The organism is Agrobacterium sp. CG674 (assembly GCF_053521645.1).
The window spans coordinates 1-16,568 of sequence record NZ_JBNWDZ010000018.1 but is presented as its reverse complement, the minus strand read 5'-3'; the positions used below and the strand labels follow the sequence as shown (position 1 = coordinate 16,568).

General features: G+C 56.1%; 18 protein-coding genes. 3 read left to right on the top strand and 15 right to left on the bottom strand.

The annotated features are described in order from the left end of the window. Window positions 1-385: alpha/beta fold hydrolase (locus tag ACQZ51_RS23285; RefSeq protein ID WP_448780909.1), on the top strand; the 385-nt coding region annotated here is incomplete at its 5' end. A 102-nt stretch (window positions 386-487) separates the two neighbouring features. Here the strand turns inward: ACQZ51_RS23285 and ACQZ51_RS23280 are convergent. The 8 genes from ACQZ51_RS23280 to ACQZ51_RS23245 form a co-directional block, all read right to left on the bottom strand. Then, window positions 488-1,219, bottom strand: coding sequence for a hypothetical protein (locus tag ACQZ51_RS23280; RefSeq protein ID WP_448780907.1), 732 nt, complete (start codon window positions 1,217-1,219; stop codon window positions 488-490). Continuing rightward, window positions 1,219-2,250 (bottom strand): zinc-dependent alcohol dehydrogenase, encoded by a 1,032-nt coding sequence (locus tag ACQZ51_RS23275; protein WP_448780906.1) that lies wholly within the window; start codon window positions 2,248-2,250, stop codon window positions 1,219-1,221. The genes ACQZ51_RS23280 and ACQZ51_RS23275 overlap by 1 nt, the downstream gene beginning before the upstream one ends. 29 nt (window positions 2,251-2,279) lie before the next feature. After that, entirely contained in the window at window positions 2,280-3,119 is an 840-nt protein-coding gene (locus ACQZ51_RS23270; protein WP_192064902.1) for an ABC transporter permease, read from the bottom strand. Beyond that, window positions 3,112-3,879 carry an ABC transporter ATP-binding protein gene (locus ACQZ51_RS23265; RefSeq protein WP_042618901.1) on the bottom strand — a complete coding sequence of 256 codons (768 nt, stop codon included), beginning with the start codon at window positions 3,877-3,879 and terminating at the stop codon, window positions 3,112-3,114. The genes ACQZ51_RS23270 and ACQZ51_RS23265 overlap by 8 nt, the downstream gene beginning before the upstream one ends. Window positions 3,880-3,928: 49 nt before the next feature. Continuing rightward, window positions 3,929-4,951 (bottom strand): ABC transporter substrate-binding protein, encoded by a 1,023-nt coding sequence (locus tag ACQZ51_RS23260; RefSeq protein WP_448780904.1) that lies wholly within the window; start codon window positions 4,949-4,951, stop codon window positions 3,929-3,931. Window positions 4,952-5,080: 129 nt separating this feature from the next. Next, the gene (locus ACQZ51_RS23255; protein ID WP_243257611.1) at window positions 5,081-6,034 is read right to left on the bottom strand and encodes a LysR family transcriptional regulator; all 954 of its coding nucleotides are present in this window, start codon (window positions 6,032-6,034) and stop codon (window positions 5,081-5,083) included. After that, window positions 6,021-6,932 carry an alpha/beta fold hydrolase gene (locus ACQZ51_RS23250; RefSeq protein WP_448780902.1) on the bottom strand — a complete coding sequence of 304 codons (912 nt, stop codon included), beginning with the start codon at window positions 6,930-6,932 and terminating at the stop codon, window positions 6,021-6,023. Before ACQZ51_RS23250 ends, ACQZ51_RS23255 begins: the two co-directional genes overlap by 14 nt. Next, complete coding sequence (locus ACQZ51_RS23245; protein ID WP_448780900.1) at window positions 6,925-7,875, bottom strand: LysR family transcriptional regulator; 951 nt, start codon at window positions 7,873-7,875, stop codon at window positions 6,925-6,927. The genes ACQZ51_RS23250 and ACQZ51_RS23245 overlap by 8 nt, the downstream gene beginning before the upstream one ends. A 93-nt stretch (window positions 7,876-7,968) precedes the next feature. Between ACQZ51_RS23245 and ACQZ51_RS23240 the strand changes: the two genes are divergently transcribed. After that, a complete protein-coding gene (locus ACQZ51_RS23240; RefSeq protein ID WP_448780898.1) occupies window positions 7,969-8,787 on the top strand; it encodes a shikimate dehydrogenase family protein in 819 nt (272 codons plus the stop codon). Beyond that, window positions 8,780-10,045, top strand: coding sequence for an FAD-dependent oxidoreductase (locus ACQZ51_RS23235; RefSeq protein ID WP_448780897.1), 1,266 nt, complete (start codon window positions 8,780-8,782; stop codon window positions 10,043-10,045). The genes ACQZ51_RS23240 and ACQZ51_RS23235 overlap by 8 nt, the downstream gene beginning before the upstream one ends. A 116-nt stretch (window positions 10,046-10,161) precedes the next feature. Here the strand turns inward: ACQZ51_RS23235 and ACQZ51_RS23230 are convergent, their stop codons facing one another. From ACQZ51_RS23230 to ACQZ51_RS23200, 7 genes are all read right to left on the bottom strand, one after another. Beyond that, the gene (locus ACQZ51_RS23230) at window positions 10,162-10,566 is read right to left on the bottom strand and encodes an EAL domain-containing protein (RefSeq protein WP_448780896.1); all 405 of its coding nucleotides are present in this window, start codon (window positions 10,564-10,566) and stop codon (window positions 10,162-10,164) included. Between the two features lie 308 nt (window positions 10,567-10,874). Beyond that, window positions 10,875-11,393, bottom strand: a complete 519-nt coding sequence (locus tag ACQZ51_RS23225) for a DUF992 domain-containing protein (protein ID WP_448780894.1) — start codon at window positions 11,391-11,393, stop codon at window positions 10,875-10,877. Between the two features lie 47 nt (window positions 11,394-11,440). Further along, window positions 11,441-11,698, bottom strand: coding sequence for a BON domain-containing protein (locus ACQZ51_RS23220; RefSeq protein ID WP_448780892.1), 258 nt, complete (start codon window positions 11,696-11,698; stop codon window positions 11,441-11,443). 65 nt (window positions 11,699-11,763) lie between these two features. Continuing rightward, window positions 11,764-11,943, bottom strand: coding sequence for a CsbD family protein (locus tag ACQZ51_RS23215; protein ID WP_042618822.1), 180 nt, complete (start codon window positions 11,941-11,943; stop codon window positions 11,764-11,766). Between the two features lie 161 nt (window positions 11,944-12,104). After that, window positions 12,105-13,610 (bottom strand): PAS domain S-box protein, encoded by a 1,506-nt coding sequence (locus ACQZ51_RS23210; protein WP_448780890.1) that lies wholly within the window; start codon window positions 13,608-13,610, stop codon window positions 12,105-12,107. A 413-nt stretch (window positions 13,611-14,023) separates the two neighbouring features. Continuing rightward, window positions 14,024-15,592 carry an EAL domain-containing protein gene (locus ACQZ51_RS23205; RefSeq protein WP_448780889.1) on the bottom strand — a complete coding sequence of 523 codons (1,569 nt, stop codon included), beginning with the start codon at window positions 15,590-15,592 and terminating at the stop codon, window positions 14,024-14,026. A gap of 153 nt (window positions 15,593-15,745) precedes the next feature. Next, window positions 15,746-16,255, bottom strand: a complete 510-nt coding sequence (locus ACQZ51_RS23200) for a hypothetical protein (RefSeq protein WP_448780887.1) — start codon at window positions 16,253-16,255, stop codon at window positions 15,746-15,748. Window positions 16,256-16,568 lie beyond the last annotated feature (313 nt).

Genomic DNA, 16,568 nt, shown 5'->3' with positions numbered 1-16,568 from the left:
GTTTCCGGGTGGTACGCTTGGGCAGGCGCTTGCGGCTCCGGTCAAGCTTGCCGATGGTGGTACCGATCTCTCCATCGATCAGGAGAAGTTCCACGACCAATTTGCACATGATCTAGGCGTCGAGGACGCTGCCCTCATGGCGGCCGGTCAGCGGCCGATCACGGAGATGGCGCTGACCGAAAAGTCAGGCAAGCCGGCCTGGAAGGCGCTACCGTCTTACTTTGTCTATGGTGACGGCGACAAGAACATTCCTGCCAAGGCGCTCGGCTTCATGGCTGAGCGGGCTAGCTCTAAGCACACGGTCGTCGTGGAAGGCGCCTCCCATGTGGTCATGGTCTCGCAGCCTCAGGCGGTGGCAGACCTTATCGAAGAAGCGGCGCAATAAGCTTCGTTCTCTCGTAGAAGACTGGCCCCAAGGACCGGCCTTCTTCGGAACGACGGGATCACGCGTTCGAGTATCTTCAAGGCGATACTTATCAATCATAGGTCATCGGTCGGTGAAATCCGACTGCCGTATCAAAGTCTGCGGTGTAGCGATTTGCGATCGGTCTGTCGGAAACTCGTCGCCGCGATAGTTGATCAACATCGTGAAAAGGTCGTTGCGCAGAATTTTGCGGGGTTGGAGCGTAGCTATGATCTGCTCGGTCAATGTCTCCTGCAAGGCTGCAAGCGATTGAATGGATTCGCCTTCGGCGATTATTACGACGTTGATGGTGTCCGGGTCAGTCTTCTCGTCCTGCGAAAAAACCTCGTAAATCTGGTTCGGTTCGGCAAGAGCTACTCTGAAGCCGGTGAGGTGGGACTGCGTGATCAAGTGTCGCAACATCGTCTCGAGTGCGAGCACCCATGTCTGTGCTTCGCGACGGTCTACGGAGAAAGCCTGCACGTTAGCAGCTCCGCCAATTCCATGTCCGCCAGTTGTCGCGATCTTGCCTGGAATTCTAAGGACCTTTGAGAAATGTCGGCGCATCTTGAGCGACCAGGGGGTTGGGTTGCGGACGAGGTCGATATAGGCGGGGTGTTCGATCACGTTCAGATCCTCAAGATCGTAGAGCGTGAAATAGGTTTCGATTTCACTGGCCGATACGTAGCGGCGCGCGGCCTGCATGCCCGGTACAGTCAAACGTTCCGGCACATGCTCGAACGTGTGCCATGAGGCGTATTCTTCGGCGAATGCTGCCGGATAGTCGTTCCAGATCGCGAGAATGGCTCCGGCCATCAAGCCTCTCCCATGCGTAAAATGACTTTAGAGGCGGTATGGTCTTGCGCAGCCTGAAAGCCATCGAGAGCGTTGCTTAAAGGCAGGGTGTGCGAAATCAGATTCCGCATCAAATCCTGATGGCCATCGAGGAAGCTGATGACACCATCCCAACTTGCAATCGGCGCTCTGTAAGAACCGCGTATTTGTTGGTGCATGCGCACGAGTGAGGTGAGATTGATTTCGGCGGGTTCAGGATGGATGCCGACGATGGTGAAAATTCCACGCTTCTTCAGGAATGGCATCGTAGCGGCGACGAGCGTTGGCACGCCCGCCGCTTCGATGATGGCATCGAACGGCGCAAATTCCGAAAGTGCGGTTTCCATTTCAACATCGCTCGTATCGATCAGATGTTCAAAACCAGCGGCTCGCAGCCGGTCGAGGCGAGGCCTATCATCGCGGCCTATAACCACAACATTCGCGCCTCGCGAGCGAGCAAGGATCGCGATTCCCTGGCCGATAAAGCCTGGCCCGATGACGAGAATGGTCTGGTCTGCCGCAACCTCAGCCGTTGCGACAGCCTCCGCACAAACCGTCATCGGTTCCGTCAGTGCCGCGACATCCATATCGATACTGTCCGGCAGCCTGTGGCAATTGCTATAGGGAACACAGACATAGGATGTGAAGGCACCGTTTCTGCCGATGCCAACGCCTTTGCGCGCCGTGCAATTGTCCTCATCGTCTTTCAGGCATGGGTCACACTGGCCGCAGGTGGTGGAGGGTCTTGCAGTGACGCGAGTTCCTATGGCCTCAACCGGGACATTCAGGCCGACACGTTCGATTGTGCCGGAAAACTCGTGGCCGAGGGTGACGGGCATAGCATTTTCCATCGACTCGTAGCCCGGAGTCCACTGTGCGATATGCAGGTCAGTGCCGCAGATGCCAGCGGAATGCACACGGATCAGCACCTCGCCTGTGGCTACGTTGTCGGGCTGTTCAATCCTGGTGAACTCCACGCCGGTACCGGGCCGGACCTTTTGCAATGCCAGCATATTGAAATCTCCGTTCGTAAATTCTGGTGTCAGCCGCGCCAGCTCAGGAAGTGCTTCTCGACCTGTCCTATGGCGAAATTTACAATCAGGCCCATGACCGAGAGGATCGTGACGCCGGCGAAAAGCTTTTCAAGATCGTAGAGCGAGCCGGCTTCAAGGATGTAGGAACCGACACCATATTGCGCACCCAGCATTTCGGCTGCGACGAGCAGGATGATGGCAATCGAGATAGACACACGCAGACCGGAAAGGATGGCCGGAAAAGCTCCGGGCAGAACAATCTTGCGGATGATCGACCACCAGCTCAGCCCGAAACTCTGTCCCATGCGGATTAGCGTGCGATCGACATTGTCGACTGCGCCGTAGGTTGCCACCACCGTTGGCGTGAATGTGCCAAAGGCAATGAGAGCGTATTTCGATGTTTCATCGATGCCGAACCATATGACGAAGAGTGGCAGAAGCGCGATCTTTGGAATCGGAAACAGCGCGGCAACCAGCGGCACCAAACCAGCGCGAACATAGCTGAACAGGCCAATCATGACGCCGACGGAGATGCCGACCGCAATGCCCATGAACGCACCGACGAACAACCGCTGTAGTGACGGCAGCAGGTGTTTCCACAAAAGACCGGTCTGCCAGAGTTGCACGAAGGTATCGAGTACGGCGGAGGGCCGTGGTAATGTCAGGTTGGAAATGAAGCCACTGCGGGTTCCAATTTCGGCAAGCGCGATTAAGATGATGAAGACCGCGATGCCCATGCCACGGACCGGGATAGGTGCAAAGCCGCCGCCTCGAAATGCTACGGGGCGCACGGGCACGGACTTGCTGACCGGTTTAGGAGCATTGGCACTCAGAATGACATCAGACATTGACCAACTCCTTGTCGGCAGCCATGGCCTCATCGCGCATCAGGTCCCAGAGCTGTTTCTGTTTTTCTTCCAGCACGGGATCGCCGAGATGGCGGTCGGATAAGGGAATGTCGATATCGACAATTTCCCTGATCTGGCCGGGGCGACGAGATAGAACGACAACACGGTGGCCGAGGCGCACGGCTTCGTTGAGGTTATGGGTAACATACACCGATGTAAACGGTTGCCGCGTCCACAGCGAGACCAGATCATCCATCAATAACTCGCGCGTCTGGCTATCGAGCGCCGAGAGGGGCTCGTCCATCAGCATGACGGCTGGCCGAACGGCCAGCGCGCGACTGATTGCGACGCGCTGGCGCATGCCACCGGAAAGCTGCTTCGGCAGAGCCTTTCGGAAATCCGATAGGCGGGTTCGGTCGAGAACGTCTGTGACGATCTCATCCATCTCGCGCCCACTGATGCCATGATCTTCAAGCACAAGGCGTATGTTGCCTTCGACTGTACGCCACGGCAGCAGGGCAAAATGCTGAAAGACATAGGTGAGAGGATTGAGGGATCCGGGCGGAGGATTTCCGACCTGCAACACCTCGCCTGCACTTGGGCGCTCCAGGCCACCGAGAAACCGAAGCAAGGTTGATTTGCCACAGCCGGATGGTCCGATCAGGCAGATGATCTGCCCTTGTGGAATATCGAGCGATATGTCTTTCAGAACCTCTACGGCTCCATAGGAGTGGCTGATGTTGTTCAGCTTCAGGTCCATAGGTCCTCCATGCGAACGCCTCGAGGCTTGCGCGAAAATAGCAGTCTGATCAGATCGTCTTGACGTAGGACGTGTCGAAGAGCTGTTCATGGGTAATCGCGTCCTTGACCATGCCTTCCGCCTTGAACCAATCAAGCTGTTCAACGCAACTGCCGAGCGACAGCGCCAGATCCGCGTTGATGCGCATGGCGCCATCGACGAGATTCTGCTTGGCGGTTTCGAACGGGCTGTCGCTTTCGACGTATTTATGGACGATTTTAGCCAGAGCATCGCGCTCGGCGTCGTCAGCCTTGTTGTCTACGAACGCAGCATTGTAATCCGCAATCGCCCGCGAATAGGCTTTGACGAAGGCTGTCGTCATCTCGCGTTCACTGGCCGCATTCTTTGTGGAGGTAAAGGCTGTCGTGACCTGATAATCCGGTGCGTAGTCGGAGACCAGACCGATCTGTTTGGCAGCGCCTTCGCGGATCATTTTCTTGGCGACGTTCGGCTGGATTGCCCAGGCGTCGATCTGGCCTGTGGTCAATGCGCCAACGATGGCGCCCAGCTTCTGCAGCGGACGCAACTGCATATCAGACAACTTGATGTTGTTGGCGACCGCAATCTTGTGGGCCATGAAGTGGAAGGAGGAGCCTGCCGTGGTGATGCCGAAGCTTTTGCCGGAAAGCTTGGAAGGGTCCGTGAGGCCAGCCTCATAGGCCTTGTTGGATGCCAGGATAATCGCGCCGGTAACGCCCTTCTCCTCGGTCAGCGCGCCGCCGATAACTTTGATTGCGTCTTTCTGGGCGAGGCTGATGAGACCACCGCTCATCGAGGTGACGCCGAAATCGGCATCGCCAGAAGCGATGGCTACGGCCATCGGCTGGGCGGCCTCGAAGAATTTCAGATCGATATCCAGTCCGGCTTCCTTGTAGTAGCCGCGCTCGTAAGCGATGAAGCTGGGCGCGTGGCTGGCAAGGTGAAGTACGGCGAGGTTTCGGATCGCAGCGCGGGCAGGTAAGCCGAAGGTTGCAGCAGTGCCGAGTGCGCCCATACCGATAAGTGCCTGACGGCGGCTCAAAAATACATTCATTCCAATTCTCCTCCCAAAGATGACGTCTCTAAAGCGTCCTAGGCTTTCATTGCCACCGACTGAATAGGAAGACAACGAACAAAGATTATGTCTCCCATGCCTTTGAGGCATGTCGATGGCCTCGTTTCGTCAGACGAGAGGCGGCAGGTCGGCTAATCGTCGCGACAGAATCTCAATCAGTTTGCGCAAATTGGCCGAATGCGAGCGGCGACGGTTCCACAGAACCGATATCGAAAATTGCGGTGCATTCTCGATGGGCCTGACAACGAGATTGCTGCCGACTGGCCCAAGCGTCGTGACGTAGTCGACAAGCACGATGCCCATCGCCTCGTTCGCCAGCGCCAATGCGGTATCGGAAAATCGCGCAACTGCGCGTGTGTTGACCTTCAGTTTTTCCCGGCTTAGAAAGAGATCAACGACGGTTTGGTGAGCGCCACCTGCGGCGAAAGCGATGAAATCCATATCCGCGAGATCAGCAGCACGAATTATGGGTTTGTCAGCAAGGCTATGGCTCTTGTGAATAACGGCCACCAGATCGACCCGCCCGACATGCTCGACGGCAATCAATGGATGGTCGGGCGAGGCAATCGTCACCACCGCTTCGCCGCGTCCGGTAATCAGATATTCCTCGATTTGATCGACAGGCAAGACGTCGAAGAAAAGCTCTATTCCCGGAACCTCGACGGATAATGTTCGCAAAGCCTGAGGTACGAGGGCACGGGCAACGCTTGCCGTCGAACCGACGCGAAATACCGCTGTTTCGCCGCGAGCTATGCGGCCGATCTGCGTGCCGACACCGGTCATTTGCCGGATCAAGGGATCGATCTCGGCATATATTTCAAGTGCTTCGGACGTTGGTACCAAGCCATTGCGGTCGCGCGTGAAGAGTGCGATGGCCAAGAGGTCCTCGATACGACGGATCGTGCGGCTGAGGGCAGGCTGAGAAACGTTGAGAACCTTGGACGCACCGGTGATGGAGCGCGCCTGCATGACCGCATGAAACACTTCCATTTGCCGCAGGCTCAGCAACCCATCGCCAGAACCCTGCGCAACCGGTTCTTTGTCATCTTCAGCATGGGGCATTGGTGGTCTTCTCAAGGAATGGCAGGAGTTGGTCTAGCACTTCGGCAGCAGCGGTTTCGGGCAGCAGATGGCCGCCGCCAATGCCTGTTCCTTCGATCCTGTTTGCCCAATCAGCCCATATGTCGAGCGGCTTGCGGCCTCCGCCATAGAGCCTGTCTTTTTCCCACAGCACCAAAACCGGCACCTGGATTTTACGGCCTGAAGTGCGGTCGGTCAGATCGTCCGCTTCGTCAACTGTGGCGCCCGCCCGATAGTCCTCACACATGGCATGGCGAACATCGGGGTTGTCGAATGCGAGCCTGTAGTCTTCCAGCGCCAGGGGATGGATGCGTTCGATATTCTCGGCCATCTTACCAAGCGTCACGTCGATGAGAAAACGCGGATCCGCCGCCATCAGCGTTTCAGGCAGCGGTGCGGGTTGGGCCATCATGAACCAGTGCCAGGCACCCATGCCGAAAGCCTTGCTGGCACCTTCCCACATTTCCGGTGTCGGAACGACGGTGACAGAAACGAGAGCCGTGACGGATTGGGTAAAGTCGAGCGCCATCCGATAGGCAACCCGGCCACCGCGATCGTGACCGATGACGACGAAGCGCTGATGTCCCAGTGCGAGCATCATCTCGTGCAGGTTTTTTGCCATCTGGCGTTTGGAACCCATACCGTGTGAGTTGGCACGCATGCGGCTATCGCCATAGCCCGGCACGTCTGGAACGACCACGGTATGGGTGTCAGCAAGTACCGGCGCTATCCGATGCCATGCCGTGCGGGTCTGGGGATAGCCGTGGAGCAGGAGGACTGCGGGACCACTTCCTTTCGTCAGAACGGCAAAATCAACGTCTGACGTCTCGATGCGCGTCTCTTTAAAACCGGGAAACAGGTCGTTTGCGCGTCTATGCATCGGTTTTCGGTCCAGCTTGTGAGTTGATCGCAACTGCGGCGATATCCCGCAATGCGTTGATCAGGCTGTCGACGCCAGTTTGTCGCGGGCGAAGACGGCAGATATGAACATAGGCGGAAACGGTGACGCTATTTTCGACAGGTATTGCCACGAGCCCATTTGTTTCGCAATCGATCGCAGAGAAGGCGTCAAGAATGGTGATGCCGATCCGCTCGGTCACAAAAGACAGCGCAGCCTCGACAAAATGGACATAGACCGCCGTTGTCCGTGACACGCCCCAGCGTTGGTAGGTCTCATCGATCAGAGCGCCATGCGTAGTTGTGGGGCCGAAGGAGATGAGCGGTTCCTTTGCCAGTTCCGACGGCGTTACGGATCTGCGGCCAGCGAGAGGATGGTCAACTGGTACCACGCAGACAAGGCCGGCACTGGCGATCCGTGCTGTTTCGATAACTGGATCGTTGACTTCCGCAATCGTCGCGACACAGGCACCCTGACCGAAGAGAAGGTAATCACGGACGTCCCGCTGGGATAGAGAGTCGCTGTAATAGGTGCCAGCCGCTCCCTCCTGTTGCAGACGTCTCAGCGCTTTGGGGATCAGCCGCATACCAAGGCTTGGCGTCGAACCGAAGCGAAAAATCGAGCTGTCACCTCGGGCGATCGAGTAGATCACATCCGACAGCATCATTGATTGCTGGTGAACGCGTTCGACTTCGGCAAGAATGAGTTCCGCCTCGCGCGTCGGCACAAGCCTGCCGGAAATACGGGCAAACAATCCGATGCCAAGCTGATCTTCCAGCCGCTTGATGGCGGTTGACAGGCTGGGCTGGGACACGCCGAGATGGCGGGCCGCTGCCGTCAGCGAATTGGTGGCCATGATCGTCCGAAAAATCTCGATCTGCCGCTCTTTGAGCTTGGGATTGTCCATCCGTGCGATCGCCTCCATCCTATAAATCCCAGTTATGTCATCGGCCGAAATTTATATTGGCGTCAATAGTCTTTGCTTCCTATCTTTTTTGCTAAACGGGGAGTGATAGTTATGATTGGTAGCGAGACACGCCTGGTGGCAATTATCGGATCACCTATCGCTCAAGTGAAGTCACCGGATAATTTCAACCGCTACTTTGCCGATGCGCGAGCGCAGAGGGCAATGATCGCCATTGATCTCGTTCCCGACAGTGTGGCCGATTTTGTCTCAGCTGCGCGTGGCTGGCAGAATCTTGATGGTTTCGTTGTTACCATTCCCCACAAGCGGGCAGTTGCAGGCCTTGTCGATCAGCTCAGTCCAACAGCGCAATTTCTGGACGCCGCAAATGTGGTGAGACGACATGCCGACGGCCAGCTTTACGGCGACATGACCGATGGGCTGGGGTTTCTGAAGGCCTCTGGAGCGCATGGTTTTGAACCAGCAGGCAAAACCATATTACTGGTCGGGGCAGGGGCTGCGGGCAGTGCGATTGGTTATGCGCTGGCTGCAGCGGGTGTTTCGCATCTGGATATTTCCGATCGCCACGAAGACTGTGCCGCCGATTTGTCCGCTCGGCTGGCCGCTGCTTTCCCATCCGTCATGATATCTGGCGGGACGATACCCCAGCGTGCTTTTGATCTCGTCATCAACGCTTCGTCTTCCGGCATGCAGCCGGACGACCCTCTGCCGGTGCCGGATAGCATCCTATCATTGATGCCATCGCACGGGCTGGTGGCAGATGTCGTGACAAGTCCAAAAATCACACCTCTGCTGATGTTGGCGAGGCAGCGAGGCCTCAATATCCAGACCGGAGAAGAAATGGCCAAGGCACAGCTCTTTGCGCTCGCAAAGGCGATGGGCGTCATCGAAGGAGAGCCATCGGATGTGTAACACGCGTGGTGGTCGATACGATGTCGTGGTCGTCGGAGGTGGTGCGGCTGGCATGAGTGCGGCGGTGGCGGCTGCCCGGCTGGGTGCGAAAGTCGCGCTGATAGAACGCTACGGTTTCCTTGGCGGCGCGGCTGCTCACTCGCTTGTGCTTGCCTATTGCGGGTTCTTTGTCAAAGGCTCCAATCCTGTTTTTGCGGTAGGCGGTATCGGCAGCGAGTTGCTGGATAGGCTTGAAAAAATTGGCCAGAATGTTGCGCCCATCAAATCGAGCAGCGGCAACTGGATCGTTATGCTGGATCCAGAGGCGGTGAAATTTGCCTTCGACCTGATGACCGATGTTTCTGGTCTGGATGTCCTGCTGCACAGTCGCGTCACCGCTCTGGCTCGACAATCGAACGGCATTGCCGCCATTACGGTCACCGATCATGCGGGTAGCTATGAAATTAACGCTGAATCGTTTGTCGACGCCAGCGGCGAGGCGACGCTAGCGTCCTTGGCGGGGCTGGAGATGAGGACCAATAGCCTGTCCGGCGACCACGTCCAGCCTGCCTCGATGCCGGTTCGCATTGGTGGCGTTGCCGCCGGCGTGCCGTTCGACCGCGTGCGAATGGCGCAACTGATTGCACAGCACAATGCCAGCTCCGTTAGCCCAATCCACCGTTTGGACGGCGGTGTGATGCTGCGGCTGCCAATCTCGAACGATTATTGGTGGATGACGATCGATCTTGAGACCGACGGTCTAAGCGGTGCCAGTCTAGGCGCGGCTGAGCGCCAGGCGCGTCTGGAGGCTTGGAGGAACCTGCAATTACTGCGACAGATGCCGGGCTTCGAGAATGCATTCATAGCAGCTACGGGACCGCAAATTGGTATTCGTGAAACACGTCGCCCACGTTCGCGCGAAGATTTGACCGGTCGGGCCCTTGAAACAGGTGAGCGTCGCGACGACGGCATCGGTCGTGCCGCTTGGCCGATGGAGGTTCACGAAGCGCCTGGACGAGCGCGTTTCATCGATCTTGGCGGTGACGGTTTTGCCGATATACCGATGCGGTCCGTCGAGGTTGCTGGCGCGGACAATCTGTTTCTCGCTGGCCGAGTTGTCGGTGCAGATACCGCCGCCTACGGCTCCTTACGCGTGATGGGTACAGCCTTCGTGACTGGTCATGCCGCTGGCACAACAGCGGCCTTGCGGGCTCAATCGAACTCCGTTTCAGCTTACGATGTCAGAAACCAGCTCGCTCTCCAAAATGCTTTGATTTGACGCGACGAAGACCTATGGAATGTTTGGCGGTTCGAAATGGTTCAAGAGCTTGCGGCCTCCGCCGGTCTAAATTTTTGAGCGCCGAAAGCTAGATCAGTTATTTGACGAGCTTAAGTTCAAACGCCTACTGCACTTTGGTTCGTAGCAGTCGTAAGATAACGATGTCTAAAGTCGCTCGCCTTCATCGGGCGGCCGTACAGATACCCCTGTCCTTCATCGCATGCATAGTGCTGCATGAGACGTTCCTGTTCGACGGTCTCAATGCCTTCAGCAATAACTTTGAGGTCAAATCCCGCCGCAAGTTCTGCGACCGCTTCAACGATCGCCTCGTCTTTTTTATTGCCCTCGCTGCCGCTGACGATCGAACGATCAATCTTCAGGCGAGTGACAGGATAGTCCTTCAAGAGACTCAGGGATGCGAAGCCGCTCACGAAGTCATTAAAAGCAATTTCCACACCGAATGAGCGAAAGTGATGATCCCTGACCATATCGTGGTTGCCGACACCGCAATTGAGGATCAAGAGTCTCACCATTACACGAACACGGGCATTCCGAATGGATTGATGACAGGTAAGTGCAGGTCACTGCGTTCGAATCCACACTGGTGCATGACCGTTGAAGATTTCGAGTGGAACGTGACGAAGAAGCGCCGCCCTTGCCTTCGGCATGCGGTTTCGCGTTATCCACCAGCTTACCCGCGCACTTCTGATATCCATGAACAGAGACCAAAGTCCCTCTCATTCGTACTGCTTAATGCGAAGCTCACTCGCGTTGCTGTGGTCCTGCTAAATGGTCCATCTCGATCCATGCAACGCGAGTGGCTGGTGTTTTAGCTCGCTTTACGTAATTGCAGGCGGGATACACCGGCGGCGACATTCAGACCCGATCCCACTTCCGCACTGAGCGGCTGTAGTCCAAAATTCTTTGCGTTGCCGCCGATCAGGGCGTTGGCACCAAGTCCTACACCGAGCGATGCGCCTGCCGATGCGCCGACATACGTTCCGGCAAGACTGCCTTCGCCGACGGCGCTTGGCGTCGTATTGACAACGATCCAGCTCAGATAGGATTTTCCCGTGACGCCAATGTCGATTCCGAGTTTGCCGATCGTTCCGGTGTAGCGTTCAACCTTGCCTGTGCGCTGTTTAAATTGGCATTCCACAGTACGGCTGGAGCCGAGCAATAGGCCGATACCACCTGCGACTTCGCAGGACAGGGTGCCGACGCGTTCCTTGGTCTGCGACGCAACTGGCTGACTGTTCTGCTTCTTGTTGTGATGCGTGCTTGCTGCCGAAGCGACGGAACTGATAGCGAGGGTGCTGACCAGTGCGAGTAAGAGCGTCTTTTTCACATTACGTTCCTTTTCTGATTGCTTGATCGAGCGTTTTCGTGCCGGTCTCAAGCTGGATGGCCAATCACCTGGATGCTGCATGTCACCCGCCCCGACCTGAAATCGGCGGCGAGGGCGGTGGCCGCGTGTGCGGCCTCCTGGGATGGAGCTGTGCCGGTGAGCTTGATGGTCCCGTCAATGACTTCAACATCGATCTGGCAGTCTTCGAGGCCACTGGTATAAGCCAACAGGCATTTTATCGCTGCGGTGGTGGCGCCAAAGTCTGCAGCGGGCGTGACCACGCTCGAGAACAGCGGAAATAGCATAGTGATTGACCTTGGATGGGAGATATGGCTCGCCAGTCATGGCGAGCCCGGTTGAAGCGCTTCTGTTACTTCAGCGCGTCCCTGACCGAGTCCTTGCTTTTACCGACTGTGCTCTGCACTTCACCGGCTGCCTTGTCGATCTTACCTTCCGCTTCGAGCTTCTTGTTGCCGGTGAGTTTGCCAGCAGCTTCCTTGATTGTGCCCTTCAGTTCTTTTGCGGCACCCTCGATACGGTTCTTATCCATGATACATCCTTTCCATAGACAGCGTTTCGATCATCTGACCCCGGATGTGCCGGCGTCATGATGAAGCAGATAGAACGACTGGCGATGGAATTTCAGATTGGAAAGTACTATTGCAATTAGTATCAAATGACCTTTTTACGGGGTGAATGTCATTTTCAGCGTTATTTTTTCCCGTTGCGTTCCTTGGATTTCGCTTCCGTTCCGCCCGTAAAGCCACGCTCGCGTGCCCATATGACTGCTGCAGCGCGCCGATTTACCCCGATTTTTCCGTAAAGTGATGCGATATGGTTGCGGATGGTATTCTTGGATAGGTGCAGGCTGTCTCCCATCTCCGCGTCGCTTTGGCCGTTGCAGATCAGCCCGAGTATTTCCCGTTCCCGATCGCTCAGTTCCATAAGTTGCGCAGTTGGGGGAACCGCTGAACCCTGCTTGAGCGTCGCGAGGCGATCGACGATAGAGCGGCTAAACCAGGAGGTATCGGCCATGACGCTCTCGATGGCCTCCACCAGTTGCGCTTCGCTGCGCCTGCGTTCGGTCACGTCCTGAAGAGCCCAGATCACGCATTGCTCGTCATTGATCTCGACCCGCTCTGCGGAAACGAGGCAATCGGCCATGCCGCCATCCTTCTGCTTCATGCGCAGCGGCTCGTTTCGGATAAAGGTGTTATCGCGCAGCTTCTGCTCCAGCGCGCGCCGTGCGGATATATCCTCCCACAGGTGAAGTTCGCCGGCCGTTCGGCTTACGACCTCCGTCAGGCCGTAGCCTGAAATCTGCAGGAAAGCGTCGTTAGCCTCCGTGAACACAAAATCGTCTAGCCGTGATATGGCGGCGGGTGCTGGCGAAAGCCGGAACGACTTGGAGAACCGCTCCTCGCTCTGCCGCAATGCATTCTGTGCTTTTCGACGGGCGTCGAGGTCAGCGAAGGTGAACAGCATGCACGGCTCTTCAACCACAGCAATGGGCTCGCCGGCGACGATAACAAGCCGATCCCCACCGTCCGGAAGCGGAACAAGCGCTTCGCGATGGCGGATCACCCGACCCTCGCTGAGCTTGTGCAATGCGTCCTCGCCCGTTTCGCAGTTTGAGAACAAGCCAATGGACTGCACGGTTTTCCCGACAACATCTTCCTTGGCGAAACCCGTCATCTCAAGAAAACCCTGGTTAACGCGTATAAAACGGTGGTCTTCAAGACGGCAGATGAGCCCAGGTGCGGGATTTGCGTTGAACGAACGTTCGAACCGCTCCTCTGCTTCGAAACGAGGCGTTTCATCGCGCATGATCAGAGCTAGCACATCCGGTTTGTCGCCGGAATCGGCGATGACCATGCTGCGAATGGTGTGAACCCATACCAAATCAAGATCGCCTGACGGCGATACCTCGACCGTGACATCATCGACCGTTTCGCCGGACAAGAGGCGCTCAATCGGATACTGGCCTTCCTCAAGTGGATGATTGTTGCGATACCGTAGCGTGAAGTTCCGCCGATAGCCCGCAGTGTTCCCGCCAAGATCATCGATCCCGTCCACGCGGTGCATTTCGATTGCGGCAGTATTGGCCCACGCAATGCGCCCATCTTGTTCGACAAGCATGATGCCGTCACTCAGCCCACCTATGAGCTCCTGCAGGCTAACGCGGTTAATTCTGGGTCGATTGGCAGTTTCACTCATGTCTCTTCTCAACTGTCTTTTCTCGACAAATACGTCGCATCCTTCCTTGAAATGGAAAAGAAGAAATTGCTAATGGTGAATTCCGAGCTCAATTTTGTAATCTCTCGGACATCAAGATCTACGCCCGTGCCTCAGTACAAGGATGCCTCATAGCGCCCGATAACGTTTTGAGCATCAGGTATGCCGGATCATAGCGAAATGAAGAACTGGAACAATCATCACCCGAGAACTGACAGATCCAAGTCAAAAAGCCAGAGAGAAGGCGAAGTAGTTTATTCGATGGGATCTATTCCAAGTCATTATGTTCGCGGCCGCCCACTGCGCAGGTCCTCATCACCAGTGACATCGAAACCTGACGTTTTTTGATAAACGGTAGTGTAGGCAGCCAAGGTTGGCACAGCCGTGCCTGCTGCTCAGACAAGGGATTTTTCCTGAGCGATGGTGGAGCGCTCTTGGAGATAAGCGGCAAATTCGTCGTTCGGCAATGCTCGACTGAACAGCCATCCCTGTCCGAATTCTACCTCCTTTGCCTTGAGGTATTCCGCTTGTCCAGACCGCTCCACACCCTCCGCTACGATGCGGGCTCCAAGCGATTTCGCCATTTCAATAATATGGTGGATCACCATACTTTTCGGCGATGAGATACCAATACTGTCAACGAAGGATTTGTCGATCTTCAGGACATCAAAGGAAAGCTGCTCGAGATGCTGGAGGCTAGAGTAACCAGTTCCAAAATCATCAATGCAGACAACATAGCCGGACTGGTGTGCTCGCAAGATTGTCTCCCTGACTGCGGCATAGTCGAGGAAGCCACGCTCCGTTGCCTCTAGCCAGATCTGGTTCGGTTCGAGGCGATGGTCCCGAACAAGTCCGTCGATAAGCTGGAGAAAGCCACCGTCGGCGAGGTCCTGAGCCGACTGGTTGATTGCGATATGCAAGGACGGATTCTGGGACAAAATCTGACCGATGTCCTGCCCAATCCTGCCAATGACCTGTGCAGTAATCTTCTGGATAAGCCCTGACTGTTCCGCGACAGGGATGAACAAATCCGGGCGAACCCAACTGCCGTCAGGGCGCTTCCACCGTACCAGAGCCTCCGCGCCAATACACTGCTCTGTCTTCAAGTCGATAAGTGGCTGGTAGTGGACTGTGAACTCTTGCTTGCGGATCGCGATCTCAAGCTCGCGGCGCATGGACAGCCTCTGTATGGAAAACCAGACTACGGTCGCCACCATCACGCCCGCGAGCATGAGAGCAAGCGGAAGCATGAGGAGTTGCTCTCGTCGCAACGTGCTCAACAGCGCTGGATGCGGTTCAAGGGCGATAGCGATCCAGTCGTCGGATTTAACGACCCCGTAAGCGTAGGTTTCATCAGGGGCGTATTGAGGCTGGGCGACAATCCGTCGGATTGCCGCTAGATCGGCAGCTTCGGTATGCGCGAAGATGCGGCCGTCCCTTGCGGCCAATGCCATATGTACTTTCTGTTCCGTGATCACGTCGACAAATCGAGCAGGATCGACAAGGACGTTATAGTTGTCCTTTCTGTAGGCCAGCTTGGGAGTGCCACCCTTGAGGGCTGGCCTCAGGGCAAAGGTCACGTCCAAGCCACTTTCCGTTCGAAAGTCCGGAGTAGTCTCGGGAAGATTGAGAAGCGTGTTCCAGGACGTGCATCGTAGAGTTCCGTCTTGAAGATATCCCATTTCCTCAATCGTCAGTGTATTGAAGACTTCACGCTGCATCAGAGCGATATTTGCGGTTGAGCAAGGTTCGTCATCGCTGTTGGATAGCATGGTGATTGCAGCTTCCGCTTCCGATGCGGCGCGCGTTGCCCGAACCAGGATACGCTCTGCAACAGTGTTGAGCATTGCCTGCTCGTCACTTCGGGCCAGAGCCCATGTGATCCAGAGCATGCCGAAGATTGGAACGCCGGCACCCAGTATCCCAAGTAGGAACGAAACCGCGATAATCTTTGAGCGTCGCAAGCGGACCTCCCGTTTGCTGCCTTCTATTTCCAGTTATGACAATGCACCGGGCTTGTCATGATGCGGAATGCCGATTCAAGGCATGCTGCCTATGCAGCAATTTCGCTAGAGCAGAAGTCTAATCGCGGTGAGCCGCATGCACTGTCCGCAACACTAGTCGCGAACCACACGCCTGAACGCTCCCGACGAGTCGAACCTGCACTCGAATGTTGTGACCCTCGAGCCCTCTGGAGGAAACTGCCCATAGACCGTGAAGCCGCCGCCCGTTCTTTCGACCGGAAGGGTCAGTATGTCCTGAGGTCTACGACCGAAGGTGGAAGAAGCCTCACCCTGGCAGAACTTGCCCATGTTTCCGACAGAGACTCGCTGCCTTGATGTCGTCTCGACAGACCGTTCGGGCGGCGGCGAGTAGGTATTGCCTCGGAACGGAAAGTCCGGTCGCTCGCCGCGAGAGTTCGGGCATTCGTAGCTTAGAGAGAACCAGGTCACTGGCCCCGGAATAGTGTCACCCAGCAGACCGCCTGCGTGGCTTTCACTAAATAGGACATGGTAGTCACCACCGCAGACACGCTGTGCTTCTTCGATGCATGCACCGCTGTTGCCCTTGCACTTTGTCTGGTGGACATCGTTCGCCTGAGCGGGCAGGGCGGATAGCAAGACCATACCAGTGAGAGATATCGCAACTTTTCGTATTTCCTATTCCTTCTTTTGAATGCCAGTAAGCGAAGATCTGGTGTGAGATGACAGCCGTCAGATTGCTCCTACGCCTCCGGATTGATCGGCACATGGCCGAGTTCGAGCACAAAGATGAAGCCTGCCCAGTCGTTGATGATATGGGCGCCAGCCGAGACCCAGAGGTTTCTGGTGGTGATGTAAGGTAAGCGCGAGTTTCTATACGCCTTCCTCTCTTAAATGCTGTCAGGCATGGAGGTTTCCACTTAACATAGGTGGACACCTTGATGGACAAAGACACTCT

What these genes read in the sequence shown, in the direction of transcription:
- ACQZ51_RS23280 (WP_448780907.1), bottom strand. Translation starts at nt 1,219, where the DNA reads ATGGCCGGAGCCATTCTCGCGATCTGGAACGACTATCCGGCAGCATTC.
- ACQZ51_RS23275 (WP_448780906.1), bottom strand. Translation starts at nt 2,250, where the DNA reads ATGCTGGCATTGCAAAAGGTCCGGCCCGGTACCGGCGTGGAGTTCACC.
- ACQZ51_RS23270 (WP_192064902.1), bottom strand. Translation starts at nt 3,119, where the DNA reads ATGTCTGATGTCATTCTGAGTGCCAATGCTCCTAAACCGGTCAGCAAG.
- ACQZ51_RS23265 (WP_042618901.1), bottom strand. Translation starts at nt 3,879, where the DNA reads ATGGACCTGAAGCTGAACAACATCAGCCACTCCTATGGAGCCGTAGAG.
- ACQZ51_RS23260 (WP_448780904.1), bottom strand. Translation starts at nt 4,951, where the DNA reads ATGAATGTATTTTTGAGCCGCCGTCAGGCACTTATCGGTATGGGCGCA.
- ACQZ51_RS23255 (WP_243257611.1), bottom strand. Translation starts at nt 6,034, where the DNA reads ATGCCCCATGCTGAAGATGACAAAGAACCGGTTGCGCAGGGTTCTGGC.
- ACQZ51_RS23250 (WP_448780902.1), bottom strand. Translation starts at nt 6,932, where the DNA reads ATGCATAGACGCGCAAACGACCTGTTTCCCGGTTTTAAAGAGACGCGC.
- ACQZ51_RS23245 (WP_448780900.1), bottom strand. Translation starts at nt 7,875, where the DNA reads ATGGAGGCGATCGCACGGATGGACAATCCCAAGCTCAAAGAGCGGCAG.
- ACQZ51_RS23240 (WP_448780898.1), top strand. Translation starts at nt 7,969, where the DNA reads ATGATTGGTAGCGAGACACGCCTGGTGGCAATTATCGGATCACCTATC.
- ACQZ51_RS23235 (WP_448780897.1), top strand. Translation starts at nt 8,780, where the DNA reads ATGTGTAACACGCGTGGTGGTCGATACGATGTCGTGGTCGTCGGAGGT.
- ACQZ51_RS23220 (WP_448780892.1), bottom strand. Translation starts at nt 11,698, where the DNA reads ATGCTATTTCCGCTGTTCTCGAGCGTGGTCACGCCCGCTGCAGACTTT.
- ACQZ51_RS23215 (WP_042618822.1), bottom strand. Translation starts at nt 11,943, where the DNA reads ATGGATAAGAACCGTATCGAGGGTGCCGCAAAAGAACTGAAGGGCACA.
- ACQZ51_RS23210 (WP_448780890.1), bottom strand. Translation starts at nt 13,610, where the DNA reads ATGAGTGAAACTGCCAATCGACCCAGAATTAACCGCGTTAGCCTGCAG.
- ACQZ51_RS23200 (WP_448780887.1), bottom strand. Translation starts at nt 16,255, where the DNA reads ATGGTCTTGCTATCCGCCCTGCCCGCTCAGGCGAACGATGTCCACCAG.